The sequence below is a fragment of the Thalassotalea ponticola genome (genome assembly GCF_041379045.1).
In the GTDB taxonomy this organism is placed as follows: domain Bacteria; phylum Pseudomonadota; class Gammaproteobacteria; order Enterobacterales; family Alteromonadaceae; genus Thalassotalea_A; species Thalassotalea_A ponticola.
In genome coordinates this window covers 604,396-624,650 of record NZ_CP166871.1, presented here as the reverse complement: position 1 = coordinate 624,650, position 20,255 = coordinate 604,396, and the positions used below count along the sequence as shown (strand labels likewise).

At 45.8% G+C, this 20,255-nt stretch carries 21 protein-coding genes; 15 read left to right on the top strand and 6 right to left on the bottom strand.

Annotated features, from left to right (window positions below):
- Window positions 1-20: 20 nt before the first annotated feature.
- Entirely contained in the window at window positions 21-203 is a 183-nt protein-coding gene (locus ACAY30_RS02775; RefSeq protein ID WP_353958590.1) for a DUF6868 family protein, read from the bottom strand.
- A gap of 115 nt (window positions 204-318) precedes the next feature.
- The gene (locus ACAY30_RS02770; protein ID WP_290252201.1) at window positions 319-696 is read right to left on the bottom strand and encodes an STAS/SEC14 domain-containing protein; all 378 of its coding nucleotides are present in this window, start codon (window positions 694-696) and stop codon (window positions 319-321) included.
- Window positions 697-895: 199 nt separating this feature from the next.
- Between ACAY30_RS02770 and mtnN the strand changes: the two genes are divergently transcribed.
- From mtnN to ACAY30_RS02755, 3 genes are all read left to right on the top strand, one after another.
- A complete protein-coding gene (gene mtnN, locus ACAY30_RS02765; protein ID WP_290252200.1) occupies window positions 896-1,606 on the top strand; it encodes a 5'-methylthioadenosine/S-adenosylhomocysteine nucleosidase in 711 nt (236 codons plus the stop codon).
- A 151-nt stretch (window positions 1,607-1,757) separates the two neighbouring features.
- Entirely contained in the window at window positions 1,758-2,219 is a 462-nt protein-coding gene (locus tag ACAY30_RS02760; RefSeq protein ID WP_290252199.1) for a rhodanese-like domain-containing protein, read from the top strand.
- Between the two features lie 39 nt (window positions 2,220-2,258).
- Window positions 2,259-2,885, top strand: a complete 627-nt coding sequence (locus ACAY30_RS02755) for a trimeric intracellular cation channel family protein (protein ID WP_290252259.1) — start codon at window positions 2,259-2,261, stop codon at window positions 2,883-2,885.
- Between the two features lie 54 nt (window positions 2,886-2,939).
- Here ACAY30_RS02755 and ACAY30_RS02750 read toward each other — a convergent pair whose 3' ends face one another.
- The 3 genes from ACAY30_RS02750 to tyrS form a co-directional block, all read right to left on the bottom strand.
- Window positions 2,940-3,269, bottom strand: coding sequence for a ribonuclease E inhibitor RraB (locus tag ACAY30_RS02750; protein WP_290252198.1), 330 nt, complete (start codon window positions 3,267-3,269; stop codon window positions 2,940-2,942).
- A 38-nt stretch (window positions 3,270-3,307) separates the two neighbouring features.
- Entirely contained in the window at window positions 3,308-3,772 is a 465-nt protein-coding gene (locus ACAY30_RS02745) for a DUF4136 domain-containing protein (protein WP_290252197.1), read from the bottom strand.
- A gap of 227 nt (window positions 3,773-3,999) precedes the next feature.
- Window positions 4,000-5,199 (bottom strand): tyrosine--tRNA ligase, encoded by a 1,200-nt coding sequence (gene tyrS, locus ACAY30_RS02740; RefSeq protein WP_290252196.1) that lies wholly within the window; start codon window positions 5,197-5,199, stop codon window positions 4,000-4,002.
- Between the two features lie 184 nt (window positions 5,200-5,383).
- Here tyrS and ACAY30_RS02735 point away from each other — a divergent pair, with 184 nt between their 5' ends.
- The 8 genes from ACAY30_RS02735 to ACAY30_RS02700 all read left to right on the top strand — a co-directional run bounded on the left by ACAY30_RS02735 (window position 5,384) and on the right by ACAY30_RS02700 (window position 15,673).
- Complete coding sequence (locus tag ACAY30_RS02735) at window positions 5,384-6,718, top strand: peptidoglycan DD-metalloendopeptidase family protein (protein ID WP_290252195.1); 1,335 nt, start codon at window positions 5,384-5,386, stop codon at window positions 6,716-6,718.
- A complete protein-coding gene (locus tag ACAY30_RS02730) occupies window positions 6,708-7,832 on the top strand; it encodes an anhydro-N-acetylmuramic acid kinase (RefSeq protein ID WP_290252194.1) in 1,125 nt (374 codons plus the stop codon). The genes ACAY30_RS02735 and ACAY30_RS02730 overlap by 11 nt, the downstream gene beginning before the upstream one ends.
- A 220-nt stretch (window positions 7,833-8,052) precedes the next feature.
- Window positions 8,053-8,244, top strand: a complete 192-nt coding sequence (locus ACAY30_RS02725) for a hypothetical protein (protein WP_290252193.1) — start codon at window positions 8,053-8,055, stop codon at window positions 8,242-8,244.
- 35 nt (window positions 8,245-8,279) lie between these two features.
- Window positions 8,280-9,134: a formate transporter FocA gene (gene focA / locus ACAY30_RS02720; RefSeq protein WP_353958589.1), complete on the top strand. Its 855-nt coding sequence runs from the start codon at window positions 8,280-8,282 to the stop codon at window positions 9,132-9,134.
- A gap of 43 nt (window positions 9,135-9,177) precedes the next feature.
- Window positions 9,178-11,463 carry a formate C-acetyltransferase gene (gene pflB / locus ACAY30_RS02715; RefSeq protein WP_290252192.1) on the top strand — a complete coding sequence of 762 codons (2,286 nt, stop codon included), beginning with the start codon at window positions 9,178-9,180 and terminating at the stop codon, window positions 11,461-11,463.
- A 138-nt stretch (window positions 11,464-11,601) separates the two neighbouring features.
- Window positions 11,602-12,339 (top strand): pyruvate formate lyase 1-activating protein, encoded by a 738-nt coding sequence (gene pflA / locus ACAY30_RS02710; protein WP_290252191.1) that lies wholly within the window; start codon window positions 11,602-11,604, stop codon window positions 12,337-12,339.
- A 197-nt stretch (window positions 12,340-12,536) separates the two neighbouring features.
- Complete coding sequence (gene ggt / locus ACAY30_RS02705; protein WP_290252190.1) at window positions 12,537-14,438, top strand: gamma-glutamyltransferase; 1,902 nt, start codon at window positions 12,537-12,539, stop codon at window positions 14,436-14,438.
- Window positions 14,439-14,725: 287 nt separating this feature from the next.
- Window positions 14,726-15,673 (top strand): LysR family transcriptional regulator, encoded by a 948-nt coding sequence (locus ACAY30_RS02700; protein ID WP_290252189.1) that lies wholly within the window; start codon window positions 14,726-14,728, stop codon window positions 15,671-15,673.
- On the opposite strand, the gene ACAY30_RS02695 is transcribed toward ACAY30_RS02700, so the two are convergent.
- On the bottom strand, window positions 15,648-16,505 hold the full coding sequence (locus ACAY30_RS02695; protein WP_290252188.1) for an alpha/beta hydrolase: 858 nt from the start codon (window positions 16,503-16,505) through the stop codon (window positions 15,648-15,650). The two genes, ACAY30_RS02700 and ACAY30_RS02695, sit on opposite strands and share 26 nt — an antisense overlap.
- Before the next feature lie 213 nt (window positions 16,506-16,718).
- Here ACAY30_RS02695 and ACAY30_RS02690 point away from each other — a divergent pair, with 213 nt between their 5' ends.
- From ACAY30_RS02690 to ACAY30_RS02675, 4 genes are read left to right on the top strand one after another with little or no spacing between them, the layout of a single operon-like run.
- Complete coding sequence (locus ACAY30_RS02690; RefSeq protein ID WP_290252187.1) at window positions 16,719-18,197, top strand: 2-hydroxymuconic semialdehyde dehydrogenase; 1,479 nt, start codon at window positions 16,719-16,721, stop codon at window positions 18,195-18,197.
- A gap of 16 nt (window positions 18,198-18,213) precedes the next feature.
- A complete protein-coding gene (locus ACAY30_RS02685) occupies window positions 18,214-18,633 on the top strand; it encodes a RidA family protein (RefSeq protein ID WP_290252186.1) in 420 nt (139 codons plus the stop codon).
- Between the two features lie 7 nt (window positions 18,634-18,640).
- A complete protein-coding gene (locus ACAY30_RS02680) occupies window positions 18,641-19,228 on the top strand; it encodes a 3-hydroxyanthranilate 3,4-dioxygenase (RefSeq protein WP_290252185.1) in 588 nt (195 codons plus the stop codon).
- Between the two features lie 3 nt (window positions 19,229-19,231).
- Window positions 19,232-20,221: an amidohydrolase family protein gene (locus tag ACAY30_RS02675; RefSeq protein WP_290252184.1), complete on the top strand. Its 990-nt coding sequence runs from the start codon at window positions 19,232-19,234 to the stop codon at window positions 20,219-20,221.
- Window positions 20,222-20,255: the final 34 nt, after the last annotated feature.

The following is a 20,255-nucleotide window of genomic DNA, read 5'->3' as shown; positions in this document are numbered from 1 at the left end:
GAAATTAAACACGTATATCGCTAATTTACAATCACCAAAAAAAATGGGGCGTTTAATTGCTTATCGTTGAGCGCAAAAAACTGCTTGTGAATGCGTTTTATCGGTCGATTAAAAAACGTCAGTAAAAGCCACGCCAATGTTCGCACAATGATGTTGCTAATCGTGCACCAACCCAAAAATGTGCAAAGTTGAGAAATAGTCATCTGTTACCTAAACCTCTACAACCTAGCTAACCCAGACTGTTAGCACGAGTAGATCAAGCTAAACCACGCTATGGTGGTTGATGTCGATGCGACGAGTGAATTCGCTCTAGCTGCGTTAATCTAGCCACGCGAGCGCACTTTCTTCATCTTCAAAATACGCCACGTCACCACTGATAAACCAGCTACCGATTTTTGCTGCCCACTGTTGCCAGCGCTTGTTGCCAATAATGGCGATTTTTTCAAATTCACTGCCGTGCTTTAAACCGAGCTTAAAGTCATCCCAAGCCGCTTGTAACTCCCAACCTTCCAGTTGCGTTGCATCGATCAACATTTTCACCTGAGGCTGTTCAACTGCCGCTAACGCATTGTCGATCATCGGCGTTATCACCAGGTAATCGTCATGGGTTAACTTGCCTTGCGCGGTCAAAGAAACAAAAAACTTATCGTTGATTCGGTCAATACCAATTGCCAAACCGTGTCGCTTGCTACTCATTCTCTTGCTCCTTAATTAACGTCAGCTGATATCTATTAAGAATAGTCAGCATTTTCATCTGTGCTGGGTTGCGGCTGTCATAGTTGATACAGGTCAAGGGGCTACACCAGTTACCGCGAAAAAGCCTCGACTTTTGTTTTAGTTTTTGGCCGAAATCACTATAATTGGCGCATCAAAGCGAAATGTTAGGAAACACACTATGAAAGCAGGTATTATCGGCGCAATGGAGCCAGAAGTCGCTATTTTAAAAAGTAAATTAGAGCAATTTGCTGAGCACACCTATCACGGCTATACCTTTTTTACCGGTTACATCGACGGTGAAGAAGTGGTCTTAGTGCAATCTGGTATCGGCAAAGTTGCCGCAACAATCGCCACCGTGCTGATGATTGAAAAATTTGCCCCAGATTACATCGTCAATACCGGTTCAGCTGGCGGTTTCGAACAATCACTTCGCGTTGGTGATATCGTCATCAGTAGTGAAGTACGCCATCACGATGCGGATGTCACTGCATTTGGCTATGAAGTTGGTCAGTTACCCGGTATGCCCGCGGCGTTCGTTCCCCACCCGACACTAGTGGAAGCGGCGCAGCAAGGTATCAGTCAATTGGCGGGTATCCAAACGTTGACAGGACTGATCACCACTGGTGACACGTTTATGACCAAAGACGAGGATATTGCCAAAGCTCGCCGTAACTTTCCAACCATGGCTGCGGTAGAAATGGAAGGTGCGGCTATCGCTCAAACCTGCCATCAACTGGAGGTGCCATTTGTGGTGATTCGTTCAATGAGTGACATTGCCGGTAAAGAATCACCTGAATCGTTTGAAGCCTATTTAGAAACGGCTTCGGTTAACTCATCTCAATTAGTGATGCATATGTTAGCGGCGTTAAAGGGTCAGCAACTAAACTAATCCTCGCTCACATCATTGTCTCATCACTGATCTTAAAATCCCGCTTAAAGCGGGATTTTTTATATTGGCTTAAAGACTAATTTACACGCATAATAATGACTGTATTAAATTGAAAACATATGTATTTAATTTATAAATCAAGGAGTTTCATATGCGATATAAGATGCTTTTAAAGCCCACGCGCACTTTATATACAGTATTACTCGCCTCGCTGTTAAGCTTGTTAATCGGTCAAAAAAGTATGGCCAATGAGCAACTTCAGACTGCGGAAAAAGCTCAAACTGAACAACAAAGCATAACCAGTATTAGCCAGCAACAATTGCTTGAACGTCAGCAATCCGGGCAACCCATATTGTTACTCGATGTGCGCAGCGAGCAAGAATACATTTTAGGTCACGTACCTGGCGCATTTAATATTCCCCATAGCGAAATCGCTGATAACTTAGCAGTACTCGAGCCATATCAAGACAAAGAAGTTATCGTCTATTGTCGTTCTGGCCGTCGAGCGGCGCTGGCCATTGAACAGTTGCAGCAATTGGGTTTTAGCAATGTTATTCACCTTGAGGGTGACATGAATCTGTGGCAGCAGAACAACCGACCTATCGAAAAATAACTGAGTACGCACATGGATGACATCGCGGTAGGTAAAACCATCACCACTTTTATTTATTACGCCGATATTTTCGGCGTAATCGTTTTTGCGCTATCGGGCGCATTAATGGCGGGACGTTATCGCCTTGACCCATTTGGAGTCATGGTCTTAGCAGCCATTACCGCCGTTGGTGGTGGTACAATACGCGATATTATTCTCGGCGCCCCTGTATTTTGGACCGTGCAAACCGAGTACATTGTGGTCATCTTCTGCACTGCACTGGCAACCATCTTGTTTATTCGCGAACCCAAGCACGTGCCCAAGCGATTTATGCACATTTCAGATGCCTTTGGCTTGGCCCTGTTTGCCGTATTGGGGACGCAAAAAGCATTAGCCTATCAGCAGCCAATGTTAGTTGCGATCATTATGGGTACCATTACTGGTGTCGCTGGCGGCATGATTCGCGATGTTATTTGTAATCAAATTCCACTCATTTTGCGACAGGAAATCTACGCCACGGCGGCGCTGATTGGTAGTGTGTTATTTGTGGTATTGATCCACATGGGGGTAAGTCAACACTTAGCCGGATCGTTGGCGATGTTATCGGCACTGGTGTTGCGCTTAGCGGGTATTTACTGGCAAGTGAGCTTACCCGCATTTAAGTTTGACGATGAGACCAATGACTAACGCGGTAGTACTGGCTATCGCCATCCTTGGTGTCGACTAGCAGACCACAGCTATTTAGCCGTCAAAATGAACCCCCCAGCCGTCGTTATAACCGTCGTATTTAGCCGCCATTTGTTCAAACTTTTGTTCCATCGCGACAATATTGTCGTAACTTGGAATCATAGTTATCGTGCAATCGACATCCCAAACGCCAGGCGTTTGATCGGGGTGCACACTTACCTCGGCCTCAAGCTCGCCTTGTTGTACCGATTCGGCAAATGCCTTGGCATTAACCTCTTGTTCAAACAGTTGAAAGTACTCGACTCGAATAGGCTGGCTTAAATCAATACCGGCTTGTTCCATTTCGGCCAACACTTGACCGTGTTCATCATTTGGGTAGCTCATTTATCTCTCAAGCTATGTGATATGTGACTATATGCTCACTATTGTACTGTATTTAAACCTAATTGCCCTAGAATTTGATCGACGGCATCAATAATTTGTTGCTGATTTTCATCGCTATTGTGCTCAATATCGAGATCTACATGAGTATAGCCGCGATACACTGAGCGCTTGCGCTCACCATCGAGCACATCAACAATTAGCATCGATGAACGGATCGCTTTATTTAACTGTTGCTGTTGTTGCTCGCTACACCCCAAGCAGGCGCGCACGAAGCGGTTGTAGTTTTCCAATTCAGCTAAGCTACTACCAACCAAAAAATAACTGACCACAATATCGGCTTGCGCCAAACTATCATATTGGTAGCCGAGCCGTTCCATTTTTCGCTCAATCGCCAGCTCAATGCGATTGCGCTGATAGTCGCTTAAACTTTGTAGCCCAGTAAACTTAGAATCTCGCGCAAACAAGCTATAGCTGTCAACGCGATTAAAATTGTAGTTACTCAACTCATGCGTAGTCGAAGACGACGTGCACGCAGCGATGGCAACACAGTATCCAATTACCCACAAAGTCCGACTAATGATCTGCAACGTCCTCACCTATCTCACATTATATTGCTATCTCACTACTCTACGTTAAATAGCAACAAAAAATAAAGACAAAAATGCCAGTCATGTGACTGGCATTATTTGTTCAGCATCGCTTGCGACTAACAGCGCCATTGGCGCACTGATTAAACCAAGGTGACCTTGGCGAATTTGCGTTTGCCCACTTGGTAAACAGCCGTGCTACCAGCAAGGCACACTTGTTTAGCGTCAGCGACTTTCTCACCATCAATTTTAACCGCGCCTTGTTTTACCATGCGCATCGCGTCAGAGGTACTGGCAACTAAACCTGCTTCTTTAAGCAGATTAGCAAGCACCAACTCACCACCTTCGGTTGCCAACTCCTTTTCTTCAATATTGTCTGGCATCGCGCCTTTTTGGAAACGGTTAATAAATTCGTTGTGAGCTGCCTGTGCGTCGTCTTCTGAATGGAAGCGAGCAATAATTTCTTTCGCCAATTCAATTTTCACATCGCGCGGGTTGCGTCCATCAGCCACCTGCTGTTTCAACGCGTCTATTTCAGTGGTCGGTCTGAAACTCAATAAGTCGTAGTATCGCCACATCAAGTCATCTGAAATTGACATCATCTTGCCGAACATATCATTGGGCGTATCGGTGATACCAATGTAGTTGCCCAATGATTTAGACATTTTTTGCACCCCGTCTAAGCCTTCTAATAACGGCATCATCAATACGGTTTGCGGACGCTGACCTTCAGATTTTTGTAACTCACGACCCATTAGCAAGTTAAACTTTTGATCGGTACCACCAAGCTCGACATCGGCTTCTAGCGCAACCGAGTCCCAACCTTGCACCAACGGGTACATAAATTCGTGAATGGCAATCGACTGACCTTCTTTAAAGCGCTTTTTAAAGTCGTCGCGTTCCATCATTCGAGCAACCGTTTGTCGCGCGGCCAGCTTTAACATGCCCGCAGAGCCTAATTTTTCCATCCACGTTGAATTAAATTCAACGCGAGTTTTTTGTGGATCAAGAATTTTAAACACTTGCTCTTTGTAGGTTTGCGCATTGGCGAGCACATCTTCTCGACTTAGTGGTTTACGGGTCACATTTTTACCGGTTGGGTCACCGATCATGCCGGTAAAGTCACCGATTAGGAAAATGACGTCATGGCCTAATTGTTGAAATTGACGCAACTTATTGATTAACACCGTATGACCAAGGTGCAAATCTGGTGCTGTTGGATCAAAGCCCGCTTTGATTTTTAATGGTTTACCAGATTTTAGTTTGTCGAGTAATTCATCTTCCAACAAAATTTCTTCTGCACCGCGTTTTAATTCTGTAAACGCTTGGTTAATATCGGTCATGAGTATGCCTTTTAACTGAAACAGGATGCGACCCTGCAATAATACGACTAAATGTGTTAACGAATGGGTAATTTTACTGTAAAAACGTTACCGCTGAAAACCCCAGGGTTGTGAGTTTTTCAATTTTTTTGGTATAGTCTACCTTTAAGTCTATACGTTTTTAACAACTTTCATCGGTAACACCTTGACAAAAATAAAGAATCTATTTAAAGGGCTGCCTAAAAAGCACCAAATATTAATCGCCTCTTGCAGCGCTTTTGTCGGTATTTTATTGGTATTACCGTCAGAGCAGGCGTCAGCCTCAAGAAGTACGACTAAGCCGTCATTTGAAGTGGGTAAAACCTACGATTTGTCGATCCCTGAGCACACAGTCGAAAAACTGCAACAAGTGGCCGAGCAAAAACCGAGTAACCTCTCTTGGCAAACGGCAACGGTTAAAAGTGGTGATAGCTTAGCCAAAATTATGGCTCGCTTTGGCTTTAGCGCTGCAATCACCCATCAGCTGACCCAAACCGAGCACGGCAAACAACTGGCCGCGCTAAACGTTGGCGATGAGCTTGAATTAGCCAGTGATGACAACGGTGCCTTGGTAGCAATTAAGTACCCAACATCGGTAACAACGACACTGCACATTGACGCTAACGAGCAAGGCTTTGTCAGCCGCGTCGAGGAAAAGCAAGTAGAGACGCGCGTCGATTATGCGCAGGCCACCATTACCAGTAACTTTTGGAGTGCTGCGTTAAGTGCCGGCTTATCTAATCAGCAAACCATGAACTTAGCTAACGTATTTGGTTGGGACATCGATTTTGCCTTAGACATTCGCGAGGGCGACTCATTTGCAGTGATGTTTGAAGACAATTATATTGATGGCGAATTCGTTGGCCATGGCAACATTTTAGCCGCTGAATTTACCAACCAAGGTGAGACTTTCAAAGCGATTCGCTTTAAAGATGGCGAATATTACAATGAAAAAGGCGATAGTATGCGCAAATCATTTTTGCGCGCGCCAGTCAGTTTTCAATATATTAGTTCAAACTTTAAGCCTCGCCGTTATCACCCGATTTTAAAGCGCTACAAAGCTCATAATGGCGTTGACTATCAAGCGCCAACAGGCACGCCGGTTAAAGCAGCGGGTAATGGTCGAGTCATTGCCTCAACCTATAACAAATACAACGGTCATTACGTGTTTATTCAACACGCCAATAACATCGTTACCAAGTATCTGCACTTTTCAAAGCGCAAAGTAAAAAAGGGTCAACGTGTTAAGCAAGGGCAAGTTATCGGTTTAGTTGGATCAACAGGTTTATCGCAAGCACCGCATTTGCATTATGAATTTTTATTAAACGGGGTGCACCGCAATCCGCGCACGGTAAAATTACCCGATGCACAACCGATTGCGAAAAAATACAAACAAGAATTTACTGAGCTTGCGAGCAACATGTTAGGTCAGTTAGAGGGCTCTAAACAGGCGTTAATTGCGGCAACTCAGGACAGCGAGCAACAAGCGATTGGCGACTAACGCAAACGACCTTTATATTGGCTTGATGTCCGGTACCAGCGCAGACGGCATAGATCTTGCGCTGGTGCAGTTTGACCAACAAGGACATCACCTTCACGCCAGCTATTACCAACCCTATGAACCGGGCCTGCGACAAGCTATTCAACGCTTATATCAACCAAGCGACAACGAACTAGACCGGTTAGGTGCGCTCGACAAGCAATTGGCAACCGTCTTTGCCGACACTATTCTCGCTTTTTTAGCACAACAGGGTTTATCTGCCAGTGATATCAAAGCGATTGGTAATCACGGACAAACCATTCGCCACCGGCCAGAGCAACCGTTTGCGTTTAGTTGTCAGATTGGCTGTAGTCAAACTCTAGCTGTGCTGACACAAATTCCGGTCATAGGCCGTTTTCGCGAAAAAGATATCGCTTTGGGCGGACAAGGGGCCCCCTTGGTGCCGGCATATCACGACGCGATGTTTCGCAATAATGCATCTGATGTGTGTATTGTTAACATCGGTGGTATCGCCAATGTGACCTTCCTGCCCAAACAAAGTCCAGCGGTTGTTGGCTTTGATACCGGTCCCGGTAACGCCTTACTCGACCTGTGGTACAGCCATAACCACCCTCAATCTGAACAAACCATTGATAAAGATGCCACGTGGGCGTGCACAGGCTCGGTCGATGTAGGGTTGTTGAGTCGCATGTTGGATGATGCGTACTTTCACAAGCAGTACCCTAAAAGTACTGGCCGGGAGTACTTTCACGGCGAATGGCTTGAGCGCGCTTTGAGGGCATTTCCGCTATTAAGTGCAGCCGATATTCAAGCGACCTTACACGCGTTAACGGCTCATAGTATTGCTAATGAAGTTAACAAGTTAAGCGACAAATGTGAGGTGATTATTGTCGGCGGTGGCGCCCATAACCCGCTACTGATGAAAATGTTAAGCGACTTATTACCAAACAGCAATGTACAAACGGGCAGCCAATACGGCATTGATAATGACAGCTTAGAAGCGGTTGTATTTGCCTGGCTTGCGCATGCATACCTACACAACATACCTTCAAACTTACCCTCGGTAACTGGGGCGAGTCGCTCAACCTCATTGGGTTGCTTATTTACACCTTAATCGACACATCGCAAGCACTGCCTTGCAAAAACACTTGCAAACACATATCGCAAAGCCCAACAGCCTCTAGACGCCAATAATTTCCACGACAACACATCAGATTGTCTATAATTCAAGCTAACCAATGTTTACTTGAGCTATGAACTCGGTCGAATCGGACGTGTATAGCATTCAATACACATCCTCGCACTCGTTACATAGCCGTTTCTGCGGAGGACGTATGGACATAGACAGCATCAAAGTCGGGATGATTTGCAGTTCACACAAAGGTAGCGGTCGAGTTACCCATATTGATGGCACAACACAAACCGTATACCTCACCGATTTAATGGACAATAAATCGATTGAAGTGGCAATTGAAGAAATCATTGATGACCCGCAACTACACACGCATCACGATTACTACTATTAACCGTTCAACAGCGAGCAAAAGCCACTGGGGATTCTGTGCAAGGTAATCCATTTGATCTAATTTTACCCGCTGATATGGCGAAAAAAGCCGAAGATATGGGTGTGGTAAAAACCAATCGAGATCCGCTATCAGCGTTCGCTTTAGCGGTGACAGCGGGTATCTTTATTGGTATTGCGTTCGTGTTCTATATTGTGGTCACCACTGGTGGTGCGGCGTTGCCCTACGGTATCGCTAAGCTTATTGGTGGTTTAGCATTTAGCTTGGGGCTTGTGTTAGTGGTTATATGTGGTGGTGAGTTATTTACCTCATCTGTACTCACCGTTGTAGCACGGGCAAGCGGAAAAGTAAGCAATAAAGCACTGTTTAAAAATTGGTTGATCGTTTATTTGGGTAATTTTGCTGGCGCAATGATGCTGGTTTTTCTGATGTGGTTAACCAAGCATTACACGCAAGCAGACTTTATGGTTGGTGCCAATTACTTGTACGTTGCCAACAACAAATTACATCACAGTTTTGTTCAGGCAGTGGCACTTGGCATCATGTGCAACCTGTTAGTCTGCTTGGCTATTTGGATGACATTTAGCGGACGAACGGTTGTTGATAAAGTCGTCGTCATTATTTTACCCATCGCCATGTTCGTCGCCGCCGGCTTCGAGCACTGTATTGCCAATATGTTTCTTATCCCGATGGCCATTTTAATTAAACAAAATGCCCCTGACAGCTTTTGGCAACAAACCGGTCTTGATATGCAATATTACAGCGATCTGACGTGGTCGATGTTTTTAACCAACAACCTACTTCCCGTCACCATAGGAAATATTATCGGTGGCGGTCTATTGGTGGCACTGACGTATTGGATTATTTATCTACGCCCTCGACATCATCAATAGGTAAGCGATTTACAATTTTATCTAAATTAGCTCGGAGAGTAACATGCAAACTGACAACCCAAACAGCGCCTGGAGTGATTTTACTCCAGGAGAGTGGCAAGAAAGCGTCAATGTGAGAGATTTTATTCAAAAGAATTATACCGAATATCATGGAGATGCCAGTTTTTTAGCGGGTCCGACTAAAGCCACTACTGAGCTTTGGGATCAGGTTGCAGAAGGTGTCAAAAAAGAGAATCAAACCATGGCGCCGCTCGATTTTGACACCGATATCGCCTCGACTATCACCTCGCATGGCCCTGGTTACATCGATCAGTCACTTGAACAAATTGTCGGTTTGCAAACCGATGCACCACTTAAGCGAGCACTGATTTGCAATGGCGGTATTCGCATGGTCGAAACCAGTGCTCAGGTTTACGGTAAACAATTGTCTGAACGGATCACCGACATCTTCAATACGTATCGCAAAACACACAACCAAGGGGTGTTCGATGTATACACCTCAGACATCCTTAAAGCGCGTAAATCAGGGATCATCACAGGTTTACCCGATGCCTACGGTCGCGGGCGAATTATCGGCGATTACCGTCGCGTTGCCTTATACGGAATTGATTTTTTAATGCAAGACAAAGTGGCACAGCACAAATCATTAGAGGCCGAGCTTTACGATGCCGATAATGGTGAAGAGGTTGAGCGCATCATCCGTTTGCGCGAGGAAATCAGCGACCAACATCGCGCCTTAAATGATATCAAAACCATGGCGCAAAGCTATGGCTGTGATATTTCCAAGCCAGCCGTCGATGCCAAGCAAGCAACCCAATGGACGTACTTTGCTTATCTCGCTGCGATAAAATCACAAAATGGTGCTGCGATGTCATTTGGTCGAGTGTCGAGTTTTCTCGATATCTACATCGAACGCGATTTACAACGCGGCATAATTGACGAGCAACAAGCGCAAGAGTTAGTCGATCACTTGGTGATGAAATTGCGTATGGTACGGTTTCTGCGCACCCCTGAGTACGATCAACTGTTCTCAGGTGACCCCATCTGGGCGACTGAGTCGATTGGTGGCATGGGGCTCGATGGTCGCACTCTGGTGACCAAAACCAACTTTCGTTTTCTCAACACCCTGTATACCATGGGGCCAAGTCCAGAGCCAAATATTACCGTTTTGTGGTCTGAAAATTTACCGGATAACTTTAAGCATTACTGCTCTAAGGTTTCGATTGATACCAGTTCGATTCAATACGAAAACGACGACTTAATGCGCCCCGACTTAAATTCCGACGACTACGGCATTGCCTGCTGCGTAAGTCCGATGATCATTGGTAAGCAAATGCAATTTTTCGGCGCACGAGCCAACCTAGCCAAAGCCTTACTTTACGCGATTAATGGGGGTATTGATGAAAAGCTCAATAGCCAAATTGGTCCTAAAATGGATCCGATTAAGGACGACGTGCTCGACTATGATACGGTTGTAAAAAACTTTGATATCGTTACCGATTGGGTAGTCAAACACTATGTGATGGCACTTAACTGTATCCATTTAATGCACGATAAATACAGTTATGAAGCCTCGCTTATGGCGCTGCATGACCGCGACGTACAACGCACCATGGCGTGCGGTATTGCTGGCTTATCGGTAACCGCCGATAGCTTATCGGCAATCAAGTACGCCAAAGTCAAACCGATTCGCAACGACGACGGCATTGCCATTGACTTTGCTATTGAAGGTGACTTTCCAACCTTTGGCAATAACGACCAACGGGTTGATGACATCGCCTGCCAATTAGTCAGCGATTTTATGGCGAAAATAGAAAAACGCCCATTATACCGTCAGGCGATTCCTACTCAGTCGGTATTAACCATCACCTCGAACGTGGTTTACGGTAAGAAAACTGGGGCAACCCCCGATGGACGTAAAGCCGGTATGCCGTTCGCGCCCGGCGCCAACCCTATGCATGGCAGAGATACCCAAGGCGCCTTAGCGTCGATGCAATCTGTAGCCAAACTGCCGTTCAAAGATGCTAAGGACGGTATTTCCTATACCTTCTCTATGGTGCCAAACGCCTTGGGTAAAACCGACCAATTAAAACAGCAAAACCTCTCAGCATTGCTCGATGGTTATTTTCATCACGACGACAATCGCGAAGGTGGACAGCACATTAACGTCAATGTCCTCGATCGGCAAATGCTACTCGATGCCATCGCGCATCCAGAGCAATATCCACAATTGACCATTCGCGTATCTGGCTATGCGGTGCGTTTTAATTCGCTAACAGACGAACAAAAACAGGATGTTATCAATCGCACATTTACCAGTCGCATGTAACGAGTCGCCAACGTGTGTGCAGGTAATAAACCTGTGCACACGATCGCACGTATATCGGACTTAAGAGTACGCATATGTGCCAAGGCACAACGGCGATACGTCGGCGCAGCAACAATCACTAAGGTAGGAAGTTAACAAATGATAACGGGTCGCATTCACTCAGTAGAATCATGTGGCACATTTGATGGGCCCGGCATCCGTTATGTGGTGTTTATGCAAGGCTGCTTAATGCGCTGCAAATACTGCCACAACCGCGATACCTGGGATGAGGAGCGCGGCAAGGTAATGACGGTTGATGAGGTAATGCAGCAAATATTGCCGTTTAAACACTTTTTCAAATCCTCAGGTGGAGGGGTTACGGTATCTGGAGGCGAGCCAGTATTGCAAGCACCGTTTGTCACTGCTCTGTTTGATGCGTGCAAGCAGGCAGGTATTCATACTTGCTTGGACACTAATGGCTTTGTGCGAGAGCACAACGAGCAAATAGATGCTCTGTTAAACGTTACCGACATGGTGCTCCTCGACTTGAAACAGATGCGAGATGACGTTCATATTGATCTGACCAAAGTCAGTAATCGCTATGCCAAAGCGTTCGCTTACCACTTACACGCGATAAGAAAACCAGTTTGGGTCCGTTACGTGGTGGTCCCGGGTTATACAACAGACAATAAATCGGCTGAACTTTTAGCTGACTTTTTACGACCTATGGATAATGTCGAGCACGTCGAATTGCTGCCCTATCACGCCATTGGTGCTTATAAGTGGCAGCAATATGGAGACACGTATGAGCTGGCTAATGTGCATCCCCCCAGTCAAATGGTACTAGAAAATATAAAAAGCATCCTGATGTCGAGGGATTTAAAAGTGTTGATATAGCGCGTTGTAACAAACTGTACGAACCTCAATAACCAATGCGATTATTACTGCATTATTAAATGATTAATACAGATAATCGTCTTCGGATAGTAAATTTGGCTTTGACGAGATGCCGCCCAAATTAAAACCACACTTTGACATCCAGCCAATAATCTTGTTGTATAACTATTATAATTAATGACTTACATTGTATAACCATGAAAAAAACGATTCCATCTTCACCGTTAGGTTTGATCAGTGCGTTAACTTGTAGCCTATTGCTCAATGCCTGTACGGTGCCAAGCAAGTCAGTAGCCACTTCGGCGCAATCAACACAAGACAATCCGCATATGGCCAATATAAACAGCGATAATCTCTCAGATCCACGAACCGTGTACGTCGGTAAACAGCGTGACAAAGCCGTTGTATTGCGAGAAGACGGCCGTGGCGATCGGGTAACCGGTGCTCCATGGGCTGGTCGTTCTGCCGTTGTCGCCCAAAATGGTATGGCGGCCACTTCACACCCGTTAGCGAGCCAAGTTGCTATTGATATTCTTAAAAAAGGCGGTAATGCGGTCGATGCCGCCATTGCAGCAAATGCCGCCATCGGCTTGATGGAACCAACGGGTAACGGTATTGGCGGTGATTTATTTGCCATTGTCTGGGATCCCAAAACTGAGAAGCTATACGGTTTGAATGGTTCTGGTCGTTCACCACAAGGACAAACGCTAGCTCAATTGCAAGCAAAAATAGGCGATGTTAGCGAAATTCCCAATTGGGGTAGCGCGCCGGTAACCGTGCCGGGAACCGTTGATGCGTGGTTTGAATTACACGATAAATTTGGCACGTTACAAATGGCCGCAAACTTAAAGCCCGCAATCGATTATGCCAACAATGGCTTTCCTGTTACCGAAGTCGTTGCTCATTACATGGCGATTTATCAGCAGCGATATCAGCGCCTATTTGCCGAAGGTGAAATTGAAGAAATCAATAACTATAAAAATACCTTTTTAATCAATGGCGAGTCGCCTGTTGAAGGTCAAATTTTTAAAAACCCTGATTTAGCCAACACCCTATCGCTGATTGCGCGAGGCGGCCGTGATGCGTTTTATCAAGGTGCCATTGCCGATACCATCGACGCCTACTTCAAACGCATTGGCGGTGCCTTGCGCAAACAAGATTTTGTAGACCATACAAGCACTTGGATTGAACCTGTAGCGGTCAATTACCGCGGCTATGAGGTTTGGGAATTACCGCCGAATGGCCAAGGTATTGCCGCCTTACAAATGCTCAATATTTTAGAAGGCTACGATCTAAAAAGTATGGGTCACAACAGTGCTGACTACTTACACGTTATGACTGAAGCGAAAAAGCTTGCCTTTGAAGACAGAGCGAGATTTTATGCCGACCCAGATTTTTACCGCGTTGACCTCGACTTCCTATTGTCAAAACAGTATGCCGAGCAACGACGGAAATTAATTGATATGACGCGAGCGGCAACCCAAGTAGAGCACGGCGATCCCAAACTAATTGACGGTGATACCATTTATCTCACAGTTGCCGACAAAGACGGTATGATGGTGTCGCTGATTCAAAGTAATTACCGCGGTATGGGCAGTGGCTTAGTTGCCGACGGTTTGGGCTTTATCTTTCAAAATCGCGGGGCTCAATATTCGTTAGATGAAAACCACCCCAATGCGTATGCGCCGGCAAAGCGCCCATTTCACACCATTATTCCAGCGTTTTTAACAAAAGACGGTCAACCGTTGATGAGCTTCGGTCTAATGGGGGGGGCAATGCAACCTCAAGGGCACGTGCAAATGGTGGTCAATATTGTTGATTTTGATATGGGAGTGCAACAAGCCGGCGATGCTGCCCGGTTTCATCACCGAGGCTCCACCGAACCAACATGGCAAGGTCGCATGCAAGACGGTGGTCTACTGGAGCTAGAAAGTGGAGTAACTGCTGAGGCGGTAAGACAATTACAACAACGAGGTCACCACGTAGACATTACCTCGGGACCTTTTGGCGGTTATCAGGCTATTTGGCGAGATCCCGTTAATGGCGTCTACTTCGGCGCAAGTGAAATGCGCAAAGACGGTATGGCCATCGGCTATTGATAACTCAGTTATCATAAGCAAAGCTCAGTGCTGAACACGAAATTGCGGCACTGAGCGCACATATCACCTCAACTAGGTTGCTATCGGACTTAATCTCAGTAACTAATACAAGTAAAGAACCACGCGATGACAGAGCACCTAAGCGCTGCGCCAATGTTCAACGATTTAAAACTGAGTAATAAGGCCATTGCCAATAAAAAATAACTCTATTACAGTGTCAGTTCGTTCATTTTATCACGCGGGTTGAACAAGCCTGCAAAGCCTAACCCACTCGGATACTTTGTATTATGGATTTTTCTAAAAGTCAGCTGTCGATGAGTCACTTAAAAATGATCGCCACTATTGCCGAGTCGGATACCGTTAAGCAAGCTGCTGAGCGTTTATTTATCACCCAACCAGCGCTCACCAATCGCATCAGAGAAGCTGAGCGGCGGTTGAATACCCGCTTGTTTGTTCGTCATGGGCGCAAGTTAATTATTTCGTCAGCAGGCAAGCGTTTACTGCATTCGGCTAATAAAATATTGGAAGAATTGGCTCGGGTTGAACACGATATTGCGCGTTTAACCGATGGCGTTGAACAAGTCATTCGTCTCGGGCTACCGAGTTACGCATCGTTTAAATGGTTACCACAAGCGATGCAAGTATTTGCTCAAGAATTGCCACAGGTAGAATTAGAGATCAACGCCAACAATCAGCTACAGCCTTTGGCCGCGTTAACGCGTGGAGATATCGATATCGCCTTGGTTTGCAGTGATCAACAAACACTGCGAGTTGACGATAAGCTGTACCAATCAGTCTGCGTTTTACAAGATGAACTGGTGGTTTGTTTAAGTAACCACAACCCGCTCATTAACAAAGACTACTTGGATATCGATGACTTTAAACAAGCCACCTATATCACCAATTCAACGGTGCCCGAAAAACACCGAGAGTACGAGTTGTTTTTCAAGCCCAACAATATTATCCCAAAAAAAGTATTACAAGTGGGTTTTAACGATGCCATCATTGAGCTGATCAATGTCAATTTAGGCATCTCTATTATGTCCAAATATCTAGTTGAACCGTATCGACAAACTCATCAAATAGGCACAGCCAAAGTAAAACAAGACGGGTTAAATGTTTATTGGCACTTGGTTTGTGCCAAGCAGCCGCAGATCCAAGCGCCAGCAAATTTATTAGCGGATGCGTTAACGGCTTACGGCGCAGAAATTACGTCACCATCATCTGTTCAATAACGGCCTGACACAATGGGCTATTAACATTACCAAGCTCCATAACGACATTAAAGTGATTGCGATCGGCTATGACCATACTCGCCGTGTTCAAGCGCGCCGCCATATCGTCACTTTGCCGCTTGAATTCGGCGGTTTCATTATCGCCGTAAGCGATTATAACTGGGCATTGATTAGGGAGAGGTAAGTGCATTGGGCTGAGCGTATCTATTTCATCGGCAGTTAAATGTAACGGCTCATTGATATAGGTTTGTGCTATTGGCTCTAAATCGTAAATACCACTAACCGCACACACCCCTCGAATCACTTGTTGCTCTTCTAAGCCGTATTGTTGCCAATTGGTTTGCGCCATTAGCATGGCCAAGTGTGCGCCAGCAGAACTGCCACTGATATATATTTGCTGACGATCATAGCCAAAGCGTTCGGCGTGTTGATAAAGCCACACAATCGCCTTGCGGTTTTGCTCAACTATCGCCGACAAACTCACTTTGGGCGCTAAACTGTAGTTTATCACCGCAAAGTGACACCCTAGCTGTTGAAACGCATTGGCGGCAAATGCACTGTCTTGTTTGCCGAGCTGTTGCCAATAACCACCGTGAATATATACCTGCAATTTGCCACTTGGCTTGGCTGTGGGTAAATACAAATCAAGGCGCTCATCTTCGTCACTGCCGTAAGCAACGTTGGCCTCGATACGCCCTTGCTGTTGTGCCCATAGCAGTGCCTGCTCACTGCTTTTGCGATAATCCTGCAAAAACACATTTATGTCATCGATACAGCTACTGGGTGAATATTGTTGTGCTAACTGTTGGCTAGTGAATTGGCGATAGCCCATACATTGGTTCCTAAAAACGAAAAAACAACGCGTCAATTACTCCACTATACGATGATGCCGGCCACAACATAAATTGAATAAAGTTTAGTTAAAGATAAATTATTTGAATAAAAATACATTCATGTAATTTATCAAAACACCAATTTTTCGGAAATTTTGTTATTAATTAAAACGCGCTACAGTGACTACACAGACACTTTAAACAGCCTTGTTATGGAAAATCCGTATATTCTACCTGAACAAACACCCTGCTATGTTGATGGGGAATTTATTTATACAGACCAATACGTTAGCAACACCAACCCGGTTAATGGGCAAAACCTAGGTCAGCTGTGCGAAGCCAACCAAGCACTTATCGAACAAGCAGTCACTGCCGCCCGATATGCTCAAAACCACACGTGGGGCAAAATGACGAGCCAACAGCGCTGTCAACTGTTGCATCAAGTAGCAGATAAAATCGCCGAGAACGAACAGGCATTTATCCAAGCTGAAATGGCTGATACCGGGAAATCATTGCAGCAATTAACGCAAATCGACATTCCCCGTGGCACGGCAAACTTTCGCATTTTTGCCGATATGGTGAAATCTTACGCTGGTGAGAGTTTCATTACCGAACAAACCAATGGCGATAAGGCTCTCAATTACACCATTCACAAGCCGCTAGGTGTGGTTGCTATTATTTCTCCTTGGAATTTGCCTCTGTTGTTAGCGACGTGGAAAATCGCACCAGCCTTGGCCTGTGGTAACTCAGTAATCGTCAAACCATCGGAAGAAACCTCGTCAACCATGTACTTACTCGCCCAAATTATGGATGAAGTTGGTATTCCAAAGGGCGCATTTAACCTATTACTGGGCCGAGGTGAGGTGGTTGGTGACCCGCTCACTCGTCATCCTGGGATCGATGCTATCACCTTTACTGGCGCGACCAAAACCGGCTCACAAATCATGAAAAATGCGGCAGCCAACGTAAAACCGGTCTCATTTGAGCTCGGTGGCAAAAATTCTGCGATCGTTTTTGCCGACGCCGATTTGGAAAAAGCCCTTAACGGCGTCACTCGTTCGAGTTTTACCAACTGTGGCCAAGTGTGTTTATGCACCGAAAAAGTCTATGTACATCGCTCTATTTTCGACGCATTTGTCGAGGGCTTAAAGCAGCGAGCTGAAAGCCTAACCATTGGCTACCCGACGGATCCCGATGTTTTTATGGGGCCATTGGTTTCAAAGCAGCACCGCGATAAGGTGCTCTCGTACTTTCAACTTGCCAGTCAGGAAGGCGCGCAGTTTATCACTGGCGGAAGCATTCCCGTGTTCAACGACGATCGCGATAACGGCTTTTTCATCCAACCGACTATCATCACCGGCCTCGATGATGATGCGCGTACCAATCAAGAAGAAATATTTGGTCCAATTTGTCACCTCAGTGTATTTGATGACGAAGACGAAGTCATCGCTCGGGTTAACAATACCCGCTACGGCTTAGCAGCCTCTATTTGGACTGACAACCTAACTAGGGCACATCGCACTGCAGCGCAAATAGATGTGGGCATGGTATGGGTAAACACTTGGTTTTTACGCGATTTACGCACGCCATTTGGCGGCTGCAAATTATCGGGTATCGGCCGCGAAGGCGGTCAACACTCACTGAGCTTTTACAGTCAAACAAGCAATATTTGTATTCAAATAGACAATTAACAAAAGAGAATAGGTTATGACAACACAAGCCAAAGTCGTCGCCGGAAAAGCGTCACCCAGGGGCAAATTTCCCCATTTAAAGCGCGCAGGCGATTTTATCTTTGTCTCGGGCACGTCGTCGCGTTTACCCGACAATACCTTCGCCGGTGTTGAAGTCGACGAGATGGGGGCGACACAATTAGATATTCGCCAACAAACCAAAGCGGTTATCAATAATATCGCCGATATTCTTGGCTCTGTTGATGCGACACTGGATGACTTAGTGGAGATAAATACGTTTTTAGTCAATATGAACGACTTCGCAGGTTATAACGAAGTGTACGGACAATACTTCGATTACGACGGTCCCGTGCGCACTACCGTTGCTGTGCACCAATTACCACACCCGCATTTGTTGATTGAATGCAAAGCCGTAGCCTACAAACCGATCAAATGAGGCACTTATGACATCGTTAACCGCATTTAACTTTCACGCGTGGATTGAAGAGCACAAACACCTGCTAAAGCCGCCGGTTGGCAACGTGCAAGTTTGGCCAAATACCGACATGATGGTAACCGTTGTCGGAGGTCCCAATCAACGCACAGATTTTCACGATGACCCTGTTGAAGAGTTTTTTTATCAGCTCAAAGGAGACATGGTGTTAAAAGTCATCGAAGACGGGCAAATCAAAGACGTGGTCATTCGCGAAGGTGATGTGTTCTTTTTACCAAAACACGTGCGTCACTCCCCCCAGCGCCCACAGGAGGGAAGTATCGGCCTCGTCATTGAACCCAAGCGCCCCGATGGCATGAAAGACGGTTTTGAATGGTACTGCTTTGGTTGCAGCGCGTTAGTGCACCGCACCGAGGTAAGCTTGACTTCAATTGTCGATGACCTACCAAAGGTGTATCAAGCCTTTTACAACGACGAAACCGCACGAACCTGTCCTCAGTGCGGTGAGATGCATCCGGGCAAACAACCGCCCGCGGGTTGGGTCACTATCCCGGATACTGACTCTGTTAATTCAAACACCTCTTCGAGCAAGGGCTAAGCTATGGCTATCGTTGATATTCACTCGCACTTTTTCCCTAAGTCTTGGCCTGATTTACACGCAAAATTTGGCGGTGATTGGCCATGGCTCAAACACCAAGAACACGGTAAAGCTATGGTAATGAAGGGGCAACTGGCATTTCGGCCGATTTACTCAGCGTGTTGGGACCCTGCAGTGCGCCTTGAAGAAATGGACCGAGATGGGGTTAGTAAACAGATCATTTCAGCCACGCCAATTTTATTCGCCTACGACAAACCCGCTGAACAAGCATTGTATTGTGCACAGTTGTTTAACGATGCGGCCATCGAAATATGCTCGCATAACCCCAGTCGGTTATTCGCCCTATCGCAAGTTCCCCTGCAAGATATTGATTTGGCATGTAAAGAGGCCTCTCGGGCAAAAAGTATTGGTCATGTTGGTGTTCAAATTGGCAATCACGTTGGTTTGAAAAACATGGATGATGAAGGAGTACTTACCTTCTTACAGCACTGTGCCAATGAGAACATTAGTGTCTTTGTACATCCTTGGGACATGATGGCCAGTGAACGTACCAAAGATTATATGATGGGCTGGACGGTCGGAATGCCCGCCGAAACTCAATTGTCGATAGTGTCGTTGATTTTGGGTGGTGGTTTTGATCGCTTGTCGACTGACTTAAAAATTTGTTTTGCTCACGGCGGGGGCTCGTTTGCCTTTTTATTAGGTCGCCTTGATAACGCATGGCATCACCGAGATATTGCTCGTGGCAAGGCACAAAAACCACCGAGTGCCTACTTAGACCGATTTTACCTCGACAGCGCGGTATTTGATCACGACGCGTTAGATCTACTAGTGAAAAAAATGGGTACCGACCGATTGATGTTTGGCAGCGATTACCCCTTTCCGCTTGGCGAGCAACGGATGGGCCAATTAGTCAAAACCGCCGTCAACCTAAACGAACAGCAAAAGCAACAAATTTTGGCGACCAACGCTGAACAGTTCTTTCAAATTTAACCTTCAACCCTAAGTGGGGTTTGTCGTACAGATT

Excerpts from the sequence above, each read along its gene's own strand:
- ACAY30_RS02775 (WP_353958590.1), bottom strand. The coding sequence starts at position 203 with ATGACTATTTCTCAACTTTGCACATTTTTGGGTTGGTGCACGATTAGC.
- ACAY30_RS02770 (WP_290252201.1), bottom strand. The coding sequence starts at position 696 with ATGAGTAGCAAGCGACACGGTTTGGCAATTGGTATTGACCGAATCAAC.
- mtnN (WP_290252200.1), top strand. The coding sequence starts at position 896 with ATGAAAGCAGGTATTATCGGCGCAATGGAGCCAGAAGTCGCTATTTTA.
- ACAY30_RS02760 (WP_290252199.1), top strand. The coding sequence starts at position 1,758 with ATGCGATATAAGATGCTTTTAAAGCCCACGCGCACTTTATATACAGTA.
- ACAY30_RS02750 (WP_290252198.1), bottom strand. The coding sequence starts at position 3,269 with ATGAGCTACCCAAATGATGAACACGGTCAAGTGTTGGCCGAAATGGAA.
- tyrS (WP_290252196.1), bottom strand. The coding sequence starts at position 5,199 with ATGACCGATATTAACCAAGCGTTTACAGAATTAAAACGCGGTGCAGAA.
- ACAY30_RS02725 (WP_290252193.1), top strand. The coding sequence starts at position 8,053 with ATGGACATAGACAGCATCAAAGTCGGGATGATTTGCAGTTCACACAAA.
- pflB (WP_290252192.1), top strand. The coding sequence starts at position 9,178 with ATGCAAACTGACAACCCAAACAGCGCCTGGAGTGATTTTACTCCAGGA.
- pflA (WP_290252191.1), top strand. The coding sequence starts at position 11,602 with ATGATAACGGGTCGCATTCACTCAGTAGAATCATGTGGCACATTTGAT.
- ggt (WP_290252190.1), top strand. The coding sequence starts at position 12,537 with ATGAAAAAAACGATTCCATCTTCACCGTTAGGTTTGATCAGTGCGTTA.
- ACAY30_RS02700 (WP_290252189.1), top strand. The coding sequence starts at position 14,726 with ATGGATTTTTCTAAAAGTCAGCTGTCGATGAGTCACTTAAAAATGATC.
- ACAY30_RS02695 (WP_290252188.1), bottom strand. The coding sequence starts at position 16,505 with ATGGGCTATCGCCAATTCACTAGCCAACAGTTAGCACAACAATATTCA.
- ACAY30_RS02690 (WP_290252187.1), top strand. The coding sequence starts at position 16,719 with ATGGAAAATCCGTATATTCTACCTGAACAAACACCCTGCTATGTTGAT.
- ACAY30_RS02685 (WP_290252186.1), top strand. The coding sequence starts at position 18,214 with ATGACAACACAAGCCAAAGTCGTCGCCGGAAAAGCGTCACCCAGGGGC.
- ACAY30_RS02680 (WP_290252185.1), top strand. The coding sequence starts at position 18,641 with ATGACATCGTTAACCGCATTTAACTTTCACGCGTGGATTGAAGAGCAC.
- ACAY30_RS02675 (WP_290252184.1), top strand. The coding sequence starts at position 19,232 with ATGGCTATCGTTGATATTCACTCGCACTTTTTCCCTAAGTCTTGGCCT.